The 15288-nt window shown below is 61.8% G+C and carries 19 protein-coding genes; 8 read left to right on the top strand and 11 right to left on the bottom strand.

Annotated features, from left to right (window positions below; all coding sequences use genetic code 11):
* Nucleotides 1–144: 144 nt before the first annotated feature.
* On the top strand, nucleotides 145–975 hold the full coding sequence (locus AC5P67_RS13070) for a universal stress protein (protein ID WP_111193875.1): 831 nt from the start codon (nucleotides 145–147) through the stop codon (nucleotides 973–975).
* Here the strand turns inward: AC5P67_RS13070 and AC5P67_RS13065 are convergent.
* Nucleotides 923–1816, bottom strand: a complete 894-nt coding sequence (locus AC5P67_RS13065; RefSeq protein WP_171968967.1) for an AraC family transcriptional regulator — start codon at nucleotides 1814–1816, stop codon at nucleotides 923–925. The genes AC5P67_RS13070 and AC5P67_RS13065 overlap by 53 nt on opposite strands.
* A gap of 146 nt (nucleotides 1817–1962) precedes the next feature.
* Here AC5P67_RS13065 and AC5P67_RS13060 point away from each other — a divergent pair, with 146 nt between their 5' ends.
* Complete coding sequence (locus AC5P67_RS13060; RefSeq protein WP_099485195.1) at nucleotides 1963–2523, top strand: GNAT family N-acetyltransferase; 561 nt, start codon at nucleotides 1963–1965, stop codon at nucleotides 2521–2523.
* A gap of 7 nt (nucleotides 2524–2530) precedes the next feature.
* On the opposite strand, the gene AC5P67_RS13055 is transcribed toward AC5P67_RS13060, so the two are convergent.
* From AC5P67_RS13055 to AC5P67_RS13040, 4 genes are all read right to left on the bottom strand, one after another.
* Entirely contained in the window at nucleotides 2531–2995 is a 465-nt protein-coding gene (locus AC5P67_RS13055; RefSeq protein ID WP_171968977.1) for a GNAT family N-acetyltransferase, read from the bottom strand.
* A gap of 162 nt (nucleotides 2996–3157) precedes the next feature.
* Nucleotides 3158–3622, bottom strand: coding sequence for a GFA family protein (locus AC5P67_RS13050; protein ID WP_329754705.1), 465 nt, complete (start codon nucleotides 3620–3622; stop codon nucleotides 3158–3160).
* A 240-nt stretch (nucleotides 3623–3862) separates the two neighbouring features.
* Nucleotides 3863–4315: a hypothetical protein gene (locus AC5P67_RS13045; protein WP_171968966.1), complete on the bottom strand. Its 453-nt coding sequence runs from the start codon at nucleotides 4313–4315 to the stop codon at nucleotides 3863–3865.
* Between the two features lie 585 nt (nucleotides 4316–4900).
* A complete protein-coding gene (locus AC5P67_RS13040; RefSeq protein ID WP_329754706.1) occupies nucleotides 4901–5290 on the bottom strand; it encodes a hypothetical protein in 390 nt (129 codons plus the stop codon).
* Between the two features lie 891 nt (nucleotides 5291–6181).
* Here AC5P67_RS13040 and AC5P67_RS13035 point away from each other — a divergent pair.
* A complete protein-coding gene (locus AC5P67_RS13035; protein WP_143568313.1) occupies nucleotides 6182–7147 on the top strand; it encodes a hypothetical protein in 966 nt (321 codons plus the stop codon).
* 333 nt (nucleotides 7148–7480) lie between these two features.
* Here the strand turns inward: AC5P67_RS13035 and AC5P67_RS13030 are convergent, their stop codons facing one another.
* Nucleotides 7481–7909 (bottom strand): hypothetical protein, encoded by a 429-nt coding sequence (locus tag AC5P67_RS13030; RefSeq protein WP_180849171.1) that lies wholly within the window; start codon nucleotides 7907–7909, stop codon nucleotides 7481–7483.
* A 607-nt stretch (nucleotides 7910–8516) separates the two neighbouring features.
* Here AC5P67_RS13030 and AC5P67_RS13025 point away from each other — a divergent pair.
* Nucleotides 8517–9167 (top strand): hypothetical protein, encoded by a 651-nt coding sequence (locus AC5P67_RS13025; RefSeq protein ID WP_146257112.1) that lies wholly within the window; start codon nucleotides 8517–8519, stop codon nucleotides 9165–9167.
* 5 nt (nucleotides 9168–9172) lie between these two features.
* Here AC5P67_RS13025 and AC5P67_RS13020 read toward each other — a convergent pair whose 3' ends face one another.
* The 3 genes from AC5P67_RS13020 to AC5P67_RS13010 form a co-directional block, all read right to left on the bottom strand.
* Nucleotides 9173–9706 (bottom strand): hypothetical protein, encoded by a 534-nt coding sequence (locus AC5P67_RS13020; protein WP_053091941.1) that lies wholly within the window; start codon nucleotides 9704–9706, stop codon nucleotides 9173–9175.
* Nucleotides 9707–9763: 57 nt separating this feature from the next.
* Entirely contained in the window at nucleotides 9764–9949 is a 186-nt protein-coding gene (locus AC5P67_RS13015; RefSeq protein ID WP_231098201.1) for a phage major capsid protein, read from the bottom strand.
* 427 nt (nucleotides 9950–10376) lie between these two features.
* Entirely contained in the window at nucleotides 10377–11060 is a 684-nt protein-coding gene (locus AC5P67_RS13010) for a hypothetical protein (RefSeq protein ID WP_062605942.1), read from the bottom strand.
* 61 nt (nucleotides 11061–11121) lie between these two features.
* On the opposite strand from AC5P67_RS13010, the gene AC5P67_RS13005 reads away from it, so the two are divergent.
* Together AC5P67_RS13005 and AC5P67_RS13000 are read left to right on the top strand one after the other, a co-directional pair.
* A complete protein-coding gene (locus AC5P67_RS13005; protein WP_062605944.1) occupies nucleotides 11122–11331 on the top strand; it encodes a hypothetical protein in 210 nt (69 codons plus the stop codon).
* Complete coding sequence (locus AC5P67_RS13000; RefSeq protein WP_146257106.1) at nucleotides 11328–12131, top strand: hypothetical protein; 804 nt, start codon at nucleotides 11328–11330, stop codon at nucleotides 12129–12131. Before AC5P67_RS13005 ends, AC5P67_RS13000 begins: the two co-directional genes overlap by 4 nt.
* Before the next feature lie 966 nt (nucleotides 12132–13097).
* On the opposite strand, the gene AC5P67_RS12995 is transcribed toward AC5P67_RS13000, so the two are convergent.
* Entirely contained in the window at nucleotides 13098–13283 is a 186-nt protein-coding gene (locus AC5P67_RS12995) for a hypothetical protein (protein WP_146257105.1), read from the bottom strand.
* Between the two features lie 317 nt (nucleotides 13284–13600).
* Nucleotides 13601–14557, bottom strand: a complete 957-nt coding sequence (locus AC5P67_RS12990) for a hypothetical protein (RefSeq protein ID WP_495214757.1) — start codon at nucleotides 14555–14557, stop codon at nucleotides 13601–13603.
* A 243-nt stretch (nucleotides 14558–14800) separates the two neighbouring features.
* On the opposite strand from AC5P67_RS12990, the gene AC5P67_RS12985 reads away from it, so the two are divergent.
* Together AC5P67_RS12985 and AC5P67_RS12980 are read left to right on the top strand one after the other, a co-directional pair.
* Nucleotides 14801–15043: a hypothetical protein gene (locus tag AC5P67_RS12985; protein ID WP_062605950.1), complete on the top strand. Its 243-nt coding sequence runs from the start codon at nucleotides 14801–14803 to the stop codon at nucleotides 15041–15043.
* Nucleotides 15043–15288, top strand: a 246-nt coding sequence (locus tag AC5P67_RS12980; protein ID WP_495214754.1) for a hypothetical protein, incomplete at its 3' end; no start/stop codon positions are given. The genes AC5P67_RS12985 and AC5P67_RS12980, both read left to right, overlap by 1 nt.

The following is a 15288-nucleotide window of genomic DNA, read 5'->3' as shown; positions in this document are numbered from 1 at the left end:
CACGCTAGCATGAATCATCAATTAATAAACTGAATCAAATATGATTCACACGAATCACGAATGCGCTACAACAGCGGTGCGTCCGGTGCACCCGGGTCGGTGCACGGCAGGGAACGCGTCACAGGCATCGAGGGAGACAACGCCATGCTGCACCCACTACGCGATATCGCCGTGCTGTTCGACGCCAGCGACACCGGGCACCGCGTTCTCAACATCGCCGCCGACCTGGCGCAGGCCCAGCAGGCGCATCTGGTCGCAGTCTCCACGGCCCTGCATCCCACCGACATCGCCAACGGCTTCGCGCGCGGTGCCGGCATCGCCGCCGCGCTGGACCACGAGGCCCGCGCGGATGCCGCCTGCACCGCACAGCTGATGCAGAACCTGCGTGCCGTGTCCGAGCCGCTGCAGATCAGCACCGAACTGCGCATCGTCTCGGACTACCTGGGTGGCGCCGACCTGGCGCTGCAGTCGCTGTACTGCGACCTGATCATCGCCGGCTATCCGCACACACCAGGCGCGCCCTCCGGCTGGCATCCACTGGTCACGCTGCGCCAGACCGGGGTACCGATGCTGCTGGTGCCGCCGCACTGGAAGGGCGAGCAGGTCGGCCGGCGTATCGTGGTGGCCTGGAATGCCAGCAAGCAGGCCCGTCGTGCGGTGGCAGATGCCCTGCCTCTGCTGGCCCGGGCGCAGGCCGTGCACCTGCTGATGGTCGACACGCCCAAGGCTGAAGCGGCACCCGGCGCTGAAATGGCCCAGCATCTGGCGCGGCACGGCGTTGAAGTTGAGATCCAGGCGATCAGCTCCAGCCAAGGGGGCGTAGCTGCCACCATTCGCCAGCATGTACTTGATGCCGAAGCCGATCTACTGGTGCTGGGGCCCTACAGCCGCAGTCGCGTGGTCGAGCGCGTGCTCGGCGGGGTCACCGAGGATCTGCTTGCCGAAGTACCGGCGCCCTTGTTCGTATCGCACTGATACCGCCCTGCCCCGCCCGGCGGTAGCCGGTCAGCGATTGGCCGGTGTGCCGCCGGAAATAGCGGCACAGGTAGGACGCGTCCTCGAAACACAGGCGTTCGGCGATGCGTCCGATCGGCAGTTCGCTGTAGCTCAGCAGCGCCTTGATCTCCAGCACCACCTGGCGGTCGATCAACGCCTTCGGCGTTTCGCCGAAGCACTCCCGGGTCACCTGCGAGAGATAGAACGGGGTAATGCACAGCGCCTCGGCGTAGGACTGCACGTCGCGTTGGCGCGTGCTGCGCTGTCCGACCAGCTCCCAGAAGCTCCAGGCCAGGCGCTCGCGCCGGCCGACCTGCGGCGCCGCCTCGTAGTATGCCGGGAGCAATGTGGCGAACTTCAGGAAAAAGGTCTGCAGCAGGTTGCGCAGCATCACTTGCCGATGGCGGCCACCGTTGTGCTGGGCATCCATCAACTGCTGCAGCCAACCCTGCAGCAGCGGCACCTCCAGCGGTGACGGTACACAATGAGGGTGCTCGTGCAGGAACTTGAACAGTGCATTGGGCAGCACATAGGCCACCTCCGAGGCCAGCGCTTTCGGCACCAGGCAGGCCACCACAAGGAAGCCGCGCGAACGCTGCCGCAGCAGCGTCAGCGTATCCTCCGCCAGCACCAGTACGTCGTGCCGCTGCACCGCCACTTCGCGGAAGTTCAGTGCGAACCGCGCACGCCCGGACACGCACACCAGCACCGTCAGATAGGCGTGCCCGAACGACAGCGGAACACCCAAGCCTTCAGCCAACGTACTGACTTCCAAGCGCATGGATTCGTCCTGTTCCAGAAGCTGGGGAATGCGATCCATGGGCCGATCGACTGGGATATCGCGGCAGAGCATATCCGCCCGAACGAAGAAGTTGTGAAAAGTACCGAAACCATCAAGGTCCCGCCCTGTGCTCCCCGCCCGTCGAAACCTAGCCTGTGCACTCTCTTTCCACCGACGGACCCGCCATGCAACTGGCCACCCAACGCTTGATCCTGCGCCCCTGGCGCGACAGTGACGCCGCCGATCTGTACGAGTACGCCCGCGACCCGCGCGTGGGGCCCATCGCCGGTTGGCCACCGCATGCCAGCGTAGAGGAGAGTGCCGACATCATCCGCACCGTGTTCAACCGACCGGAGGTCTACGCCCTGCAGAGCCGCGAGAACGGGCGTGCCATCGGATGCGTCGGCATCCTGATCGGTGCTGACAGCAACTTCAGCTTGGGCGAGCGCGAGGGAGAGATCGCCTACTGGATCGGCGTACCGTACTGGGGTCGTGGCCTGGTACCCGAAGCTGTACGTGAGGTGATGCGGCATGCCTTCCTGGATCTGCAGCTGGATGCGTTGTGGTGCGGCTACTTCGCCGACAACCTGCAATCAATGAGCGCGCAGGCCAAATGCGGTTTCCGCCATCACCACACCGAGGTCAACCAGTTCAACCGCTTCCTCGCCGACTACCGCACCGAGCACATCAGCCGCATCACTGCCAGGGAATGGCAGGCGCAGCAGACCGTACCGCTGCCCACGTGATCACGGCTCAGCCCTCGCTGCGCAGCATGAACAACAATTCCAGCGTCGAGGCATCTTCCACCGGCTGGAAGCCGACATCGCGGTAGAGCGCCAACGCTGCGACGTTGTCACGATAGACACGCAGGCTCAGGCGCTGCACATCCGGCGACCGCAGGGCCTCGGCACACAACAACTGCATCAGCACCCGGCCCAGGCCGCGCCCACGCGCCTGCGGCGAGACAATGATGCGGCCCAGGTGGGCAGTGCCGGGCGCGGTCAACCAGTACTGGCCGAACCCCATGCAAGCACCCTCCCCGTCCAACAGCACCCAACCCGGGCGCTCGGCCAGTTCAAGAGCCCGTGCGAATGCCTCAGGCAGCAGAGGAAACGCAACGCCCGGGCCAGCCCAGCGTTGCGTCGCTGCAACCGAATCGAGCCAGCCAGCGATACGCGGGTAATGCCGAGGTTGAACCGGTTGCAACTGTGCGGGCATGAGGATGCCTGTGTGGTATGGTCCACTGATTGTGAGCGGCCCGCCCAGCGCCGTCACGCTGCGCGGCAGCCGTTGAATGTTGTCCTGCGACAATGCCCTTGCACCATCACAGTCGCAGCTTCAGCCCTGCAGGTAGGCAGGGCCGTCCCAGCCATCAAGGTACTACGGCAACTCATCGCGAACCTCAACTACGCGTTGCCGGTAGTAGAGATGCATTGTGGGCGCCATGGCAACGTCCAGCCATCCGCCGCCAGCGCGGGCGAGCATGGCGTTGGGAACGACACGCATGCTCAGACGGTTCGTGCCGAACACAACCTCGCCGCACGTAGCACAGAAGGTCTTCTTCAGCTGCTTATGGGGATGGCTGAAGCTTCGCGCATCGAAGGAGGCCATCTGAACCGACGAAGCCTCCCATGCCGTCGCGGAGAACACGGTGACACCGTAGAAGTCCCTGCACGATGAACAGTGGAAATTGGCGCGTGCGACCGGCTCTCCAGCCAGCTCAATGGCGACGTTCCCGCACAGGCACGCTACTCGTAACGACATGATGACCCGAAAGAGAGGCGCTGGCGCGGATTCTACTGCCATATCCGGAACACATGCCGACTGCCCCAGCAGAAAATTCAATCGGCCTCACCCACAGACGCAAAGTGTCGTCCATCGACTTCGGGGTCTTCGGGCGCCTCCTCCCGATACCCTTTCCCTTGAGGGCCAGCAAGGTATCCAGCATGTCGTACCGCACGACGATGGTGTTGATGGCGCGCTCGCCGATGTTGCCCACCTTCTTCACCCGGAGCAAAGTGACGGCAGCGAACTTAACGCGGGTGTAAAAGAGAAGGGCCCGTCGGAGAGCGGGCCCTTCCCTGTTCATTTGCCGGTTGTTGACGACTGGATGGGCTTCGGGGTGGTCAGATCGTAGGCAAAGCATGCAGCCTGCATTTCCGTAAGCGCCTTCCGTCGATCGTGCGACGCCTCTCTGCGATCCGTGATCACTGGGAGCTTCAGACGAATCACGTCAGCGACAGCTCTACGATCAGCAATTGCCGCGGATCCCCCGAACCCAGAGTCCTCCAGCGCCTTTCCCGCCATACCAGAGGCGCCCCCCAATGCACTTAGTCCCGCTATTGCACCGGCGTGCTTGGCAGCGTTCGCCGCCGTAAGTGCAGGTGCGATGACCGTGCCCGCGACCAGCCCGATCCCGTACACCCAGAGGGACGCCTTTCGCTGATCAACGGATTTGTTCTCCATCCCGAGGATGAGCTTCTTGCATTCCGCCAGTACCGCTGGCAACGCCTCCTCAACGCCCGAGGCGTCATCCACCTCCTCTCCAGGCTCATACCATCCGTCGCGGGGAAGCCTCCTCGGAGGCTTGACTCCGCTGGGATCAGGCGCCTGGGCCTGACCGTCAACGGGGGGCGGCGGAGGTGGAGGTAGAGGTGGTGCTACGGCGGCCCGGGAAGGATGGCCAACGAAAGAGACGTTGTAGGGTGCAGTGGAACCCCCCTTGGTTGAACAAACAACGCAAAGCACAGCCGCAACCAGAACAGCGGTCATCGCCTTCATGTTGCCCCCTGTCGGCGGCGTCATGCCACCGCTGGGGCCTTTACTACCACAGGATTGCGGTTTTCACGGGACCGACAATCCGACGCTGCCTACATTTTGCCGGGGCCCAGCTTGGCGGACACCGGTTGCATGGCCTGCGGCCGCGTGAATCCAGCCTCCACCCAGGCCAGGTACCCAGCCCGGACGCACTGCGCCAGTAGTAGTGCTAGTCGACACGGGGTACACCGGGTTCGTCGAAGATGGCCTCTATCCGTCATTCCGCCTGATTGACGATTCGATCATCGGCGGCCGAGTCCGCCTCACCCAGCACCTGCATGGCGTTGCATGACCTGCCGCGCTTGGTTATTGCTCGCGGGTCAGGCGAAGGCTCCCATCGGACGGCAGCAGGATTCGATAGACCTGCCTTTCGCCCGCCTTGATGGTCAGGTTCTGAGAGGTTGAAATGTTCGGGCAGGCGCCACCACCTGTGTCGAGCTTCACGAAGTAGGAGCCTGGTGATACATACAGAGTGGCGGCTTCGGACTGGCGAATGTCCATCACCTTCTCATTGTTGAGAGAGATGGCATGCGTGCAGGCAGATCCATGGAAACCCTTGTCCCGCATGATGTAGATCTGCGCACTACGGTCCGGCGACGGCGCCAAGCGTTCGGCCTTGTAGATACGATCAGGAGGCACCGGCCTGGCGGTTTCCTCCGTGACGGGGACCGTGGAACAGCCGATCAACGTGGTCATTGCGGCCGCAGCACCAAGCATTCCTTTCCGCATAATCCCCTCCGTTATTGTTGGCTGATTCTACTGCGCGTCCGCCCCTGCGCAATTCCGAGGGGATTGGCAGAAAAATTACCTTACGGCATTGCGATTCAATTGCCGCGCGGCAATCCAACTCCAGCCGCCCACCAAGCCTCCCGGCAGAGGTGGGCAGCCAAAGTGTTGAGAGCGATCCAGACGAAGATGGCCGGGGGTGCACGAGGTCGGCAAGTAGCGCGAGGCGCCGCTGGGCCGGTATGTGCGCTGGGCACTTCGCTGTCTATCCGATCCGCTTGTCGCCGTGCACAAGAACACGGTATGGCCATCACCGGAGTGCCGTTGCGACAGGTGCAGATCCTGGCCGGGCATGCCGACTAGGCCACTACTGGAAGTGCTACGAGCACCTCTCCCCCTGAGGGCGATGACGGTGCGGTGGCGAAGCCAACCTATTGATTCGCCATTACCACCACTGTGACCAAATGGCGCCTTTTGATGGCCCGATATGGCCTGTGGCGATATAGCGGCTTTCGCAAGCTGTTGATTCTGGCGACCCCGGCCCGATTCGAACGGTCGACCTTCCCCTTAGGAGGGGATTTCGTCGCCCGCTCAATCAGCAACTTACGAAGTGCCTGGGACCAGCGTGGGTCCATTGCCACTCGATCACACGACGCTGGTGATTACTGCCCCATCAGGGAACCCAAGAGGCAGGGCTGGCAAATGTCCACCTTTCCCAACAACCCATGCTACGTGACCAAAGAGTTCTCCCGCCAAAATCGGCAAAAGCTCGCGCTTGGTTGAAGAGTATAAGTGAAGCGCCAGCACGTTCACGCTGCGCTTACATTGCACGCCAATCTACAACTCCAGGAAGGAACTGAAATGCGTTTGAAGGCTGCAAAGGTCATTCTCGGAATATCGCTTTTCACAAGTGCCCTCTCCGCACACGCAATCGACTCAATAACCTGTGATGACTGCACTTTGACAAAGCGTCAGATGCAGTCAAAGGCAGGAGGAGACGGAGACTACTACTTCTGGGATTTCAAGAATCGACGCCTGTACCACATGAACGTATCCGGTAGTGGCGGCCCGCTTTATCGCGCAGCTGCCGCTCCAGGCGGAACAAAAGTAAAGGAAATCATGCTGACTGCGGACGAACAAGCAATGTTCAATGCGGGCATGCAGCTCTACGACGCGAATGGCCGGTCTGAGACGGTTAGAGTCCAAGCGCCTGTATATGACAGCCGCGCTGCGCTCAACTCATTCGGTGGCGCGATCGCCGCAGCGCCCACCCAGGCTATACCACTCGCCGATCCACCTCAGACCTACCCGATGAATGCAATGGATGCGGTGACGACACCGGCTTGGCGTGAGGCGGCTATTGCGAAAACACTATCCTACGACAATCTCGGGCCTTTGCGGTTTGTGGGAGAGACCCTTCGTGTTCTCGTTTCAGGCTTCTCTCAAGCCGTCAACATCACAAAGCTGCCGAGCCCCTTCAGCATCGTAACCACTATTCCCTTCCCTGACGGCTCTTACATTCTCGTGCAATACACCTATCAAGATCACGGGTACAGATACATCCGTGGATCCGGGCGAGACGCAGCAGGCAATGTGATTCCTGACGGGCAGAAGGATATTGCGAGCCCCGATCAAGCTTCCCAAACGTACATTTATCCGACGGGCCCACTTGCGGCAGGCCCGGGTGGTGAGATGATAAGACACCTCGACAACCTGGGTGTCCGTTGGATCGGCGCAAACTCTCCACCGGTATATGTTGGTTTCCGAATCGGCTGTTCCTACACTCCCTCAGGTGCACAATGCCAAGTGAACTCCCTAACCCCATAGAACGTGGATCAGAGCGACTGATCCACGGAAACGGCATTCTTATCCGGGCATTTTTGATCCTGACGATGAGCTCTGCAGTATGGATGCTGGCCGGACTGTCGATCGGAAGGGGTGCCAAGGGCGCTCTTGTCTGGCCGTACATCATTCCATCCCTCGTCTTCATCGCGCTCATCGTTTCCTATAGAGCGAGGGTGCGGAATGCCGAATGGTTCACCAATAAGCCACGGACGCTGTTCCTGCTTACTCTGTCTTGGATTGCCTGCGCAGTTGGGCTTGTTCTTTCAGTAGCACCCTTCTGATGACTGAGCCCTGCCGTCGTGATGGCGGTGGGGCTCACATTTCCTCATGAGGGCTGCGCCCTACAGCACCAGTGCTCTCTCGCCTGAATCGACAGGTCACCCTCGCACGCGCCTCCAGCCGATACTCGATGGAACCGTCGGCGCGTTCCACCTTGAACGCATAGGCGTCCGGCACATTGGGGTCGCCCGCAGCGCGAAGGGCAACCTGGCCCGGGTCGGTCAGGTCCTCGGCCACCTCCACCTGAGGGTCACCGGCGTTAGTGATGCCCTTGCCCTTCAGCGCCACCAGGGTGTCCAGCGTGTCGTACTGGACGATGTTGGTGCTGATGCCGCGCTCACCGATGCTGCCGACCTTCTTCACCTGCGCGAAGGTCAGGGCCTTGAACTCGGTCTCGGGCAGATCGGTGTGCAGGTTGTTCTCCAGGTACCGCTGGATGATAGTCTTGTCGCTGTGCTCGCACATCTTGCGGGTGGCGAGCAGGTTGAACTTCGACCAGGCAGCAGCAGCGTGTTGGCGATCAACGCCGTGTTCGTGCCGTTGAACACGTTGAGCAGCGCCTGATTGAGCATACCCACGATCAGCTCGGAGTCGGTAAAAGCTGTCCAGCTGCCAGTCGGGGCAGCAGTCGGAATCACGCCAGCGGCATTGAACAGGCCGGTGAAGCCCTTACGGCAGGGTAAGGTGAATCATCGTGCGGCCTCCTTCAGCTGCAGCCGGGAAAGGGTGACGTTCAGGGCGGCCAGCTCGTCCATCTTCATGACGAGCCACATGCGGCGTTGCTCGTGGATGCCGTTGAAACTGCCCAGGTGGCAGCCCTTGCACAGGCCACGGTGGTGTAGTGCTGCCCCTACTTGATGTGGTGGGCGTCGCTCGGTCCTGGTCGGCTACAGACACTGCATGGCAGCAGCTTTACTGCTTCCATGTGCCGCTCCTCTGCAGGAGTGAACGCCTTCTAGTTCTTCGAGCGCATCAGCAGCCCTCCCAGATCGGCAGGGGAGTGCGTATCCTCCCGCCATGGATAGGGGGAAATATCGACATGGGCTCGAGGAATCGGATCAACTGGATCACGGTGCTGCTGTACGTCGCGCTGATCACGGCGGGCTTCGGTGCAGCTCTTGGGCTGCTGTCCCTGACCGGACAGATATCGCTTGGCAAAGACGCGCCCGCGTGGGTTCAGGCCATTGGTAGCATCGTGGCCATCCTTATCGCTGTTGCAGTTCCTTCGGCTCAGCACTATCTGACTGAGAGAAAACAAGAGCGCGAGATGGCCGATAAGGCGCGCAGCCTGGGGCTGATGCTGCTGCCACACATCCAAGAGTTTGCCGAAAGAAACAATGCTGTGTGGACCGACGAGGATCCGGACGAACACGCGCAGTCTCTCGGTGAAGATGCCTGCGTGATCGGTCCGCTCGCTGAGAGTGCACTGAACATTCCACCAGCTATCACCGCAGTGATTTCGCGAATTCATGAACTTGGCCCTGCAGCCGAAGGCCTCCAGCGCGCGATCTACAACGTCACACGCGCTCGCGAGCTGATGATCGTCACCGGCGCCACCGTCGAGCACCTTCAAAGCGGCCCTCTGTATAAATCTCGAATGGCCACCTACAGCAAGAGCAAGTTCTATGGCCTGCTCTGGGACACGCTGGCGGCTCTGACCACTTCGCAGAATCGCATCGAGGCGTTTTTCTTCCGCCCTTCCGCGCTTAATCCCTCTGATTGATTCTTTCACGCCACTCTCCTGTTCTGCCCGGCCATTTTCCAGAACTCGGCGCGCACGTCGTCGAGCATCACATGGGTGTAGCGGCGGCCGATGTACTCGGTCAGACCGTCGAACAGCTCCTGGAACCGGGCCTGTTCCATCTCGCCGAATGACAGGCTCTCTGCGCGCTTGACCGGGATGGTGCGGATTTCCGGCAGCGCGCCGGCCGGCACCTTGCGGGCGCCTGCACCCAGAGGCGCCTCGCAGGCGTCCAGCACCGCGGCGATCACTGGGGTGGCGTCCATTTCCACGATCTCGCAGCAGACGTCAGCGTCCAGCTGCAGACGCTTCACCGCATCGTGCGCGCCCAGCTGCTCCCCGCCTTCGACGATGTCGACCATCAGGTGTCCGATCTTGTGGATGAGGCGGTGCTGCGATTCCTCGCGCGGCTGCTTCAGCTCGCCGCGGGTCTCCCGGCCCACGCGGAACTTGCGATCGCGTAGCAGGCGCTGGTCGACGGCATTGGCCGCCTGCGCGGAGGTGTTCTTCTGCTTTGCCATGATGGTCTCCGAGGGACGCCCGCGCTGGGGCGTCCCTCCGTTCGTGGGCCGAGGCAGTTAAGCCGCAGCGCCGTGCTTGAAGGTCTTCACCGCGCCGCCCACGTCAACCAGGTTGCCGCCAGAGCGCATCCAGGCCATGAAGCCCACCTGGCCCTTCTTCACATAGGCCGAGTCGTTGAAGCGGAACAGGGTCACTGCCATCACGTCGCGGATCTCGTAGTAGCTGAAGTCGCCGAACGCGATCGAGGTGGCGCCTGCGGCCGGGGCGGGGCGTGCTGGTTGATCTGGATATCGCGGTTCAGCAGACGATCCGGCGCACCGCCCGGATTGTCCTGCTCGTAACCCGGCACGAAGATCGGCCGGCCCGTCGAAGTCGCCGGCAAGCCGAGCGTTCGCGTTATAGGCGGCCAGCCGTGACCGACTACGACTTCTTCGCCGCCATGGCCGGCGGCACCCCGCCCATCACCCCACCCACTGCCCCCCTGCCCTGCGCTCTCCCCCTGTAGCGCAGGGAGCCCGCGCCGGCCGGGCTCCACCGGCCGGCAACCCATCCCAGGAGTCCAGCGTGCGCAACCACCTCGACATCTTCGATCACGACCTCGCCCGCATTGCAGCAGCGGTGCGCTTGCCTACTGCCGCCACAGCATGCTGCGGTCTGAGCGCAGGAACCTCAGGCGGGGTCCTGCAGCGCAACTTCGAATGCGGCGGCAGAGCAATGCTCTGCGTCGGATCGGATCCGTCGAAGCCTGGACAGGGTGAGATTGAACGAGACTTGCCACTCCGCTCGCCTCACAGTGAACCCATCCTCCGTTTGTCCAACGTCGGGCCAATTGCTGTAGGAAGAAAACGAGCTCCTTTGAATGTAGAGGTCGCCCAGCAACCGTCCAAGCCTCAGCCCTATGGCGGGGCTACAAACGTGGAAACTCGGAAGCATCCGCCCAGCATTCTCGACACTGAGGCTATGCGCCTGATCGGACATTGTCTTACGTGCAGATTTGCTCGCAATGAACTCTTCGAAAGCGAAAGCTCTCCCGTCTTCCATCAAGCTAATACAAGCCGTCGACCATCGGACGACGGCTTCGAGCTCAGCAGAAAGAAAGGAAAGAATGACCCGCTCCTGACGAGCTCTCTCTTCCATTTCACGTTGCTCAGCAGTCGCCGCCTTTTCCCTAGCCTCTCGTTGACTAGTCTGAGAGAGCTCGTTGGCCTGATAAGCGAGATACGCAACCGCGATAGCGCCGAGGAGAGCAATTTCCGCAGCACCCATTGCCACACCAACAGCCCAAGCGTCCCACCACACCTCACAAGTACTGCTAAGCGGCCAGCACTGAATTACGCCGTCCAGCATGCTCATTCCCTGATCCCCCTTTGGACTCGGCCGCATTCTGCCATGGCCCGGTGCCCGGAGGCGTGCTGTGCATAGCCAGCTCGACATCCTCGATCACGACCCAGCCCGCATGGCAACGGCCAACCGAGCAGCCGCCGAGCGCGCACTGCACCACGTGCAGTTCACCGCCACCGTCCGACAGGAACGCCATGAGTACTACCTGGGCGAAGCCGAACGCTGGGAACACCTCCCCGCGCACAGCGAGCGCTCCACCCACAGCAAGGACATGCATGCATGAGCAACCACAAGACGACCCAAGCGGACGTGTGGCTCGGTGGGACGGCCAGGCTGGAGCATGTGCTGCCACCGCTACCGTGGACGACCTACAAGGCCTACAGCGACGCAAGCGACCTTTCTTCCGTATGGCTTCAACGGCTCTCACCAGCGCCGCCATGGAGCCCACCGCGGCCTCTTCTTAGGCCCCGCGAATATACGTGCGTTGATCTCTTCGAGGGCTTTCTCCAGCTCCGTGTCCGCAATCTCCAGATGCGTGTCCAGAATGTTCAAAATCAGAATCCGATCTTCAGCGCCAGGTCGCAGCGCACTTCTAACTTGGTACTTCATTTTCCTGGCCGCGACAGCGCAGGCCACCGCGACCGCAAGTCCTTGGGCCGCTTTGTGCAGCTCGTGGATGCGATGGAGGTTTTCTCGTACGGAAGCCGGAGCTTGAAGAACGTCACCGCCCTCTGCCTCAAAGCTTTCATTAATCGCTTGGGCGTGATCGTGTTGGATGTGGTGCCGCAACTTCCGAATGCGTTCGTGCCACTCCTGAACATCGGGCTCCAAGAGCGTGGACAGGCCAAGGGCTCGTTCCAGCGCTTCTTCCCGTCTGCGTCTCTGTTCTCGAAGCGATATTTGCAGCGCCAGAAACGCGGCAAAGAACGTCCCAATTGCCGACCATGCATCCCAGTCAACCAGACATTTACTGCCGAGCCACCAGCACTGACTGACGCCATCCAGCATACTCATTCGCTGATCCCCCTGTGGATTCGCCGGCATTCTGCCACGCCATGGCGCGTGGAGAGCTGCCATGGGTGACCGGCTGCTCACCGCTGTACAGGCCAAGCACACAGCGCGCGTCTTCCTCAGCGAGGCGCGAGTGCGGCGGCATGGCCTCGGGGCTACTGGTTCTCGTTCAACGCCGCTCAGCGCGCGCGTTTGCGCGCCACCGCCCCGCCCCACTGCCGGAGCCGCCGCGCGCACCGGCACTGCCGGCCCAACTGGATCTGTTCGCATGAGCGCTCTAGCGTTTCCGCTCAGCCTCAAGCTCCCCCAGCACAGCCGCCAAGCCGCGATTGCTGGCAATCGCTCGATCATGCCGGGTCTCCCCAGGCTTTCCCGAGTTGAGCCATTCCATCGCCCACGTCCGAAGCACCAGGTTTGCCGCTTCCAGAACTACCTAGTGGCGAGCATTCCTCTACCCATTCGCGAGCCGAGGGCCGAACACCATGAGCAGAGTTGCGCCCGGCTCCAGAAGCTGTTGCGCCGCATCCCCCTCCAGATGCTCACCGTGGTGAACCTGCCTAGCCAGTGCATCCAACAAATCGGCGAGCGACCGGTCAGCGCCAGGAGCCACGGTGCTCGGATCTGCTGCCTTTCCCCACAGTTTCCTTTGCCGCCTTGTCGTCTAGCAACCTGGCCTCGTACCAGTCCAGATACCACTCCAAGTAGTCGCGGACCTTTGGCAGGCGCGCCGAGATCCGCCCCCCCTTGGGTCAGTTCTGCTTCTTTCGCGGCACGTATTCTCTCCGCCTCACGGGCGTCAGGTTGCCCAATGGACCAACGAAAGCGCTCGCCGCCTTCCGCCCAGTCGAGGTGGGCCTTGCTGCCGCGCCAGTAGAGTCGAACCTTTGCCATTCCTCTGCACCTTCGATCGCGGCATAGAGCGCCGCCTTTTCGTACAACTGCTTTCCCATGAAGCGGCGGGAGTGAGCCCATAGCACATGGCGTTCTTCCTGAACTGGCTATTGGAGACGCCGCAGTAGTGGGCGGCTTCGTCAACGGTCAGCCAATCCTCCACTGATAAATCGAGCCTTTCAGCGGCGCCCATTGGCGCCTCCTGCGGCCTTCCTGAGCCAAGAAGTGCGCCTTCTGAAGCACGGTCACAGTACCGAACTGGATGCACGCATCCCCCAGCGGCTGCGCGTACTGGCCGGCGCCCATGGCGGCCGCTACGGTTTCGGTGCTCACCATGGTCTCTCCTGCATAGGTGCCCGCCCCGCAACCGGCTGATGCGCGAGGATGTGGTTGGTCCGGGGGGGCTGCGGGCGCAGAGGGCCGATCACCACCGCTGCCTAGGCGCTGCCCGGCCTCTAAAGGCCGTGCGCAGACCGCACGCCTGCGTTGTCGCCAACCCCAATCGCCTCACGGCGAGCGGAGGGGCTTTCGGCGCGGAGGTTGATCGGTGTTCGGGTCCCGGAAACGCAGAAGCCCCAGCGCAGGGCCGGGGCTTCAGGGACAATTATTGACAGTTGCAGAATTAGTTCATTTCCTAACGTCACTGTCAATCACTTCGGGATGGGGCGACCCAGCTCCTCATGCAAGCCGGCCTTCTCGCCAGTCTCGTTCATCGGGAGGATGGCTTGCGAAAGATCTGTAATCTCAGAACGCTGGTTTCTGACCTTGCGCGAATTCTCCACTCGATTCAAGTAATCGCCCAATGTCAGCATATTCATGACGCTGGTGGACTGCGACCCCTGGGTGGCGGCTTGCTTGAGCGAATGCATCTGATTTGCTAGCCCGGCCTTGTCGCGCTCAAGCTCACGAATGCGGTTTTCTGCATGTTTGAGTGCCTGCGTGTCAGTCTCACCTTTACTCTCGAGCCGCTCTTTGCTTTCCACAGCTTCGCGGAGCTGTTCGTCCTTCTGGGTCAGCTGGTCACGGAGCTCCCCTACCGCCATGAATATCTTCGAAACATCAGCATCGGGGACGACATCCACCCAATTCTCGATCGACCCAACTACTTCTAGCTGGAGCGTCCGGATTGATTCGAGCACTTCATCAAGGTTGCGCATAGCGACTTGAGCTCGGACCTCTGGAACCTGCTGCTTCTGAGAGTCAGCAACGAAAGTGGCGACCCTTCGCTCCAGCGCAAGCGTTTTGGTCAGAATCAAACGCAGACCACGCACAGCCATCCGGCCACTTGCATATAGCTTACCGTCTTGGTTGATAGCTGCAATCGCTGTCGAGATCCTCGCCCCGACCACGCCCGTTACCACAGCGACAACGATTTGCAGCAAGGCATTGTAGTTCTCACCTACAGCTTTGGGTCCGAACCAGCCCAGCACGACGCCGACGGCTATGAGTAGAAAAGTATAGGGGTCCAGAACGACCTTCAGGAATACTCCCCAAGGTCTAACCACTCCTACGAGCCAACGGCCAAAACCATAGAATGCCCCTCCACCGGACGTTGGAGTGCCACTCTTCACATTTGCTGCATTCTCCGCCGCAGGATCGCCTGCCATGATCTTCCCCTGACGTCACACCGCCATTCGGCCCCGGATCCAGTCTAGGGCCTTGACTAGCTCATAGCGATACTGTCGAATCGTTAACGAACCGCCATACCTCTCAGCCACCATACGCGCCTTGCCCGCGCACAGAAGGCGGCAGCCGACGCCGCGGCAGAGGCAGCGGCCCAGCAGCAGACCGAACCGGTGGCAGCCGCGCCGGCAGCGACTGCGGCACCGGCGCGAAGCGCTCCGACGGCAATGGCCAGCACCCCGGCACCGAACGCCGCGCCGCGCGAGGTCGCCAAGATCAAGCCGGGCGACATCAACGCGCGCATCGCCCCGCTCTTGATCAGCGCCGACGGTCTGGCCCTGCTGGGGTTCAAGCCGATCAATCCCACCGGTGCCACTAAGCTCTACGACCAGGCGCAGTTCCCGGACATGTGCCGGGCCATGATCCACGGTCTGCAGGATGCGGCCGACCAGTACCCGCTGGCCGCGTGATGGAGCTCTGGCGCACCAGCGAACTGCAGGCCCTGCGCCAGATGGAGGGCCGCGACGCGATGACCGTCGCGGATGCCCTCGGACGCTCGCCCCGTGCGGTTCAAGACATGGCCCGCTGCCAAGGGATGCCGGTACCGCGCCAGCGTCATGCCCGGTACTGGCCGGCCACCACTAAACGCCGCGCCCGGCAGCTCCGGGCCAGCGGCAACACCGTCAACCAGATCAGCGCCGCGCTGGGTGTCCCG

This window comes from Stenotrophomonas sp. YJH_SMC_21 (assembly GCF_059369555.1).
The sequence above is the reverse complement of the archived record's forward strand: the minus strand, read 5'-3'. Positions and strand labels throughout refer to the sequence as shown.

Bases quoted from the DNA above. Each gene is read 5' to 3' on its own strand.
- AC5P67_RS13055 (WP_171968977.1), bottom strand. From the start codon at position 2,995: ATGCCCGCACAGTTGCAACCGGTTCAACCTCGGCATTACCCGCGTATC.
- AC5P67_RS13060 (WP_099485195.1), top strand. From the start codon at position 1,963: ATGCAACTGGCCACCCAACGCTTGATCCTGCGCCCCTGGCGCGACAGT.
- AC5P67_RS13040 (WP_329754706.1), bottom strand. From the start codon at position 5,290: ATGACCACGTTGATCGGCTGTTCCACGGTCCCCGTCACGGAGGAAACC.
- AC5P67_RS12985 (WP_062605950.1), top strand. From the start codon at position 14,801: ATGGCCAGCACCCCGGCACCGAACGCCGCGCCGCGCGAGGTCGCCAAG.
- AC5P67_RS13030 (WP_180849171.1), bottom strand. From the start codon at position 7,909: ATGTGCGAGCACAGCGACAAGACTATCATCCAGCGGTACCTGGAGAAC.
- AC5P67_RS13035 (WP_143568313.1), top strand. From the start codon at position 6,182: ATGCGTTTGAAGGCTGCAAAGGTCATTCTCGGAATATCGCTTTTCACA.
- AC5P67_RS13000 (WP_146257106.1), top strand. From the start codon at position 11,328: ATGAGCAACCACAAGACGACCCAAGCGGACGTGTGGCTCGGTGGGACG.
- AC5P67_RS13070 (WP_111193875.1), top strand. From the start codon at position 145: ATGCTGCACCCACTACGCGATATCGCCGTGCTGTTCGACGCCAGCGAC.
- AC5P67_RS13010 (WP_062605942.1), bottom strand. From the start codon at position 11,060: ATGAGCATGCTGGACGGCGTAATTCAGTGCTGGCCGCTTAGCAGTACT.
- AC5P67_RS12990 (WP_495214757.1), bottom strand. From the start codon at position 14,557: ATGGCAGGCGATCCTGCGGCGGAGAATGCAGCAAATGTGAAGAGTGGC.
- AC5P67_RS13065 (WP_171968967.1), bottom strand. From the start codon at position 1,816: ATGGATCGCATTCCCCAGCTTCTGGAACAGGACGAATCCATGCGCTTG.
- AC5P67_RS13020 (WP_053091941.1), bottom strand. From the start codon at position 9,706: ATGGCAAAGCAGAAGAACACCTCCGCGCAGGCGGCCAATGCCGTCGAC.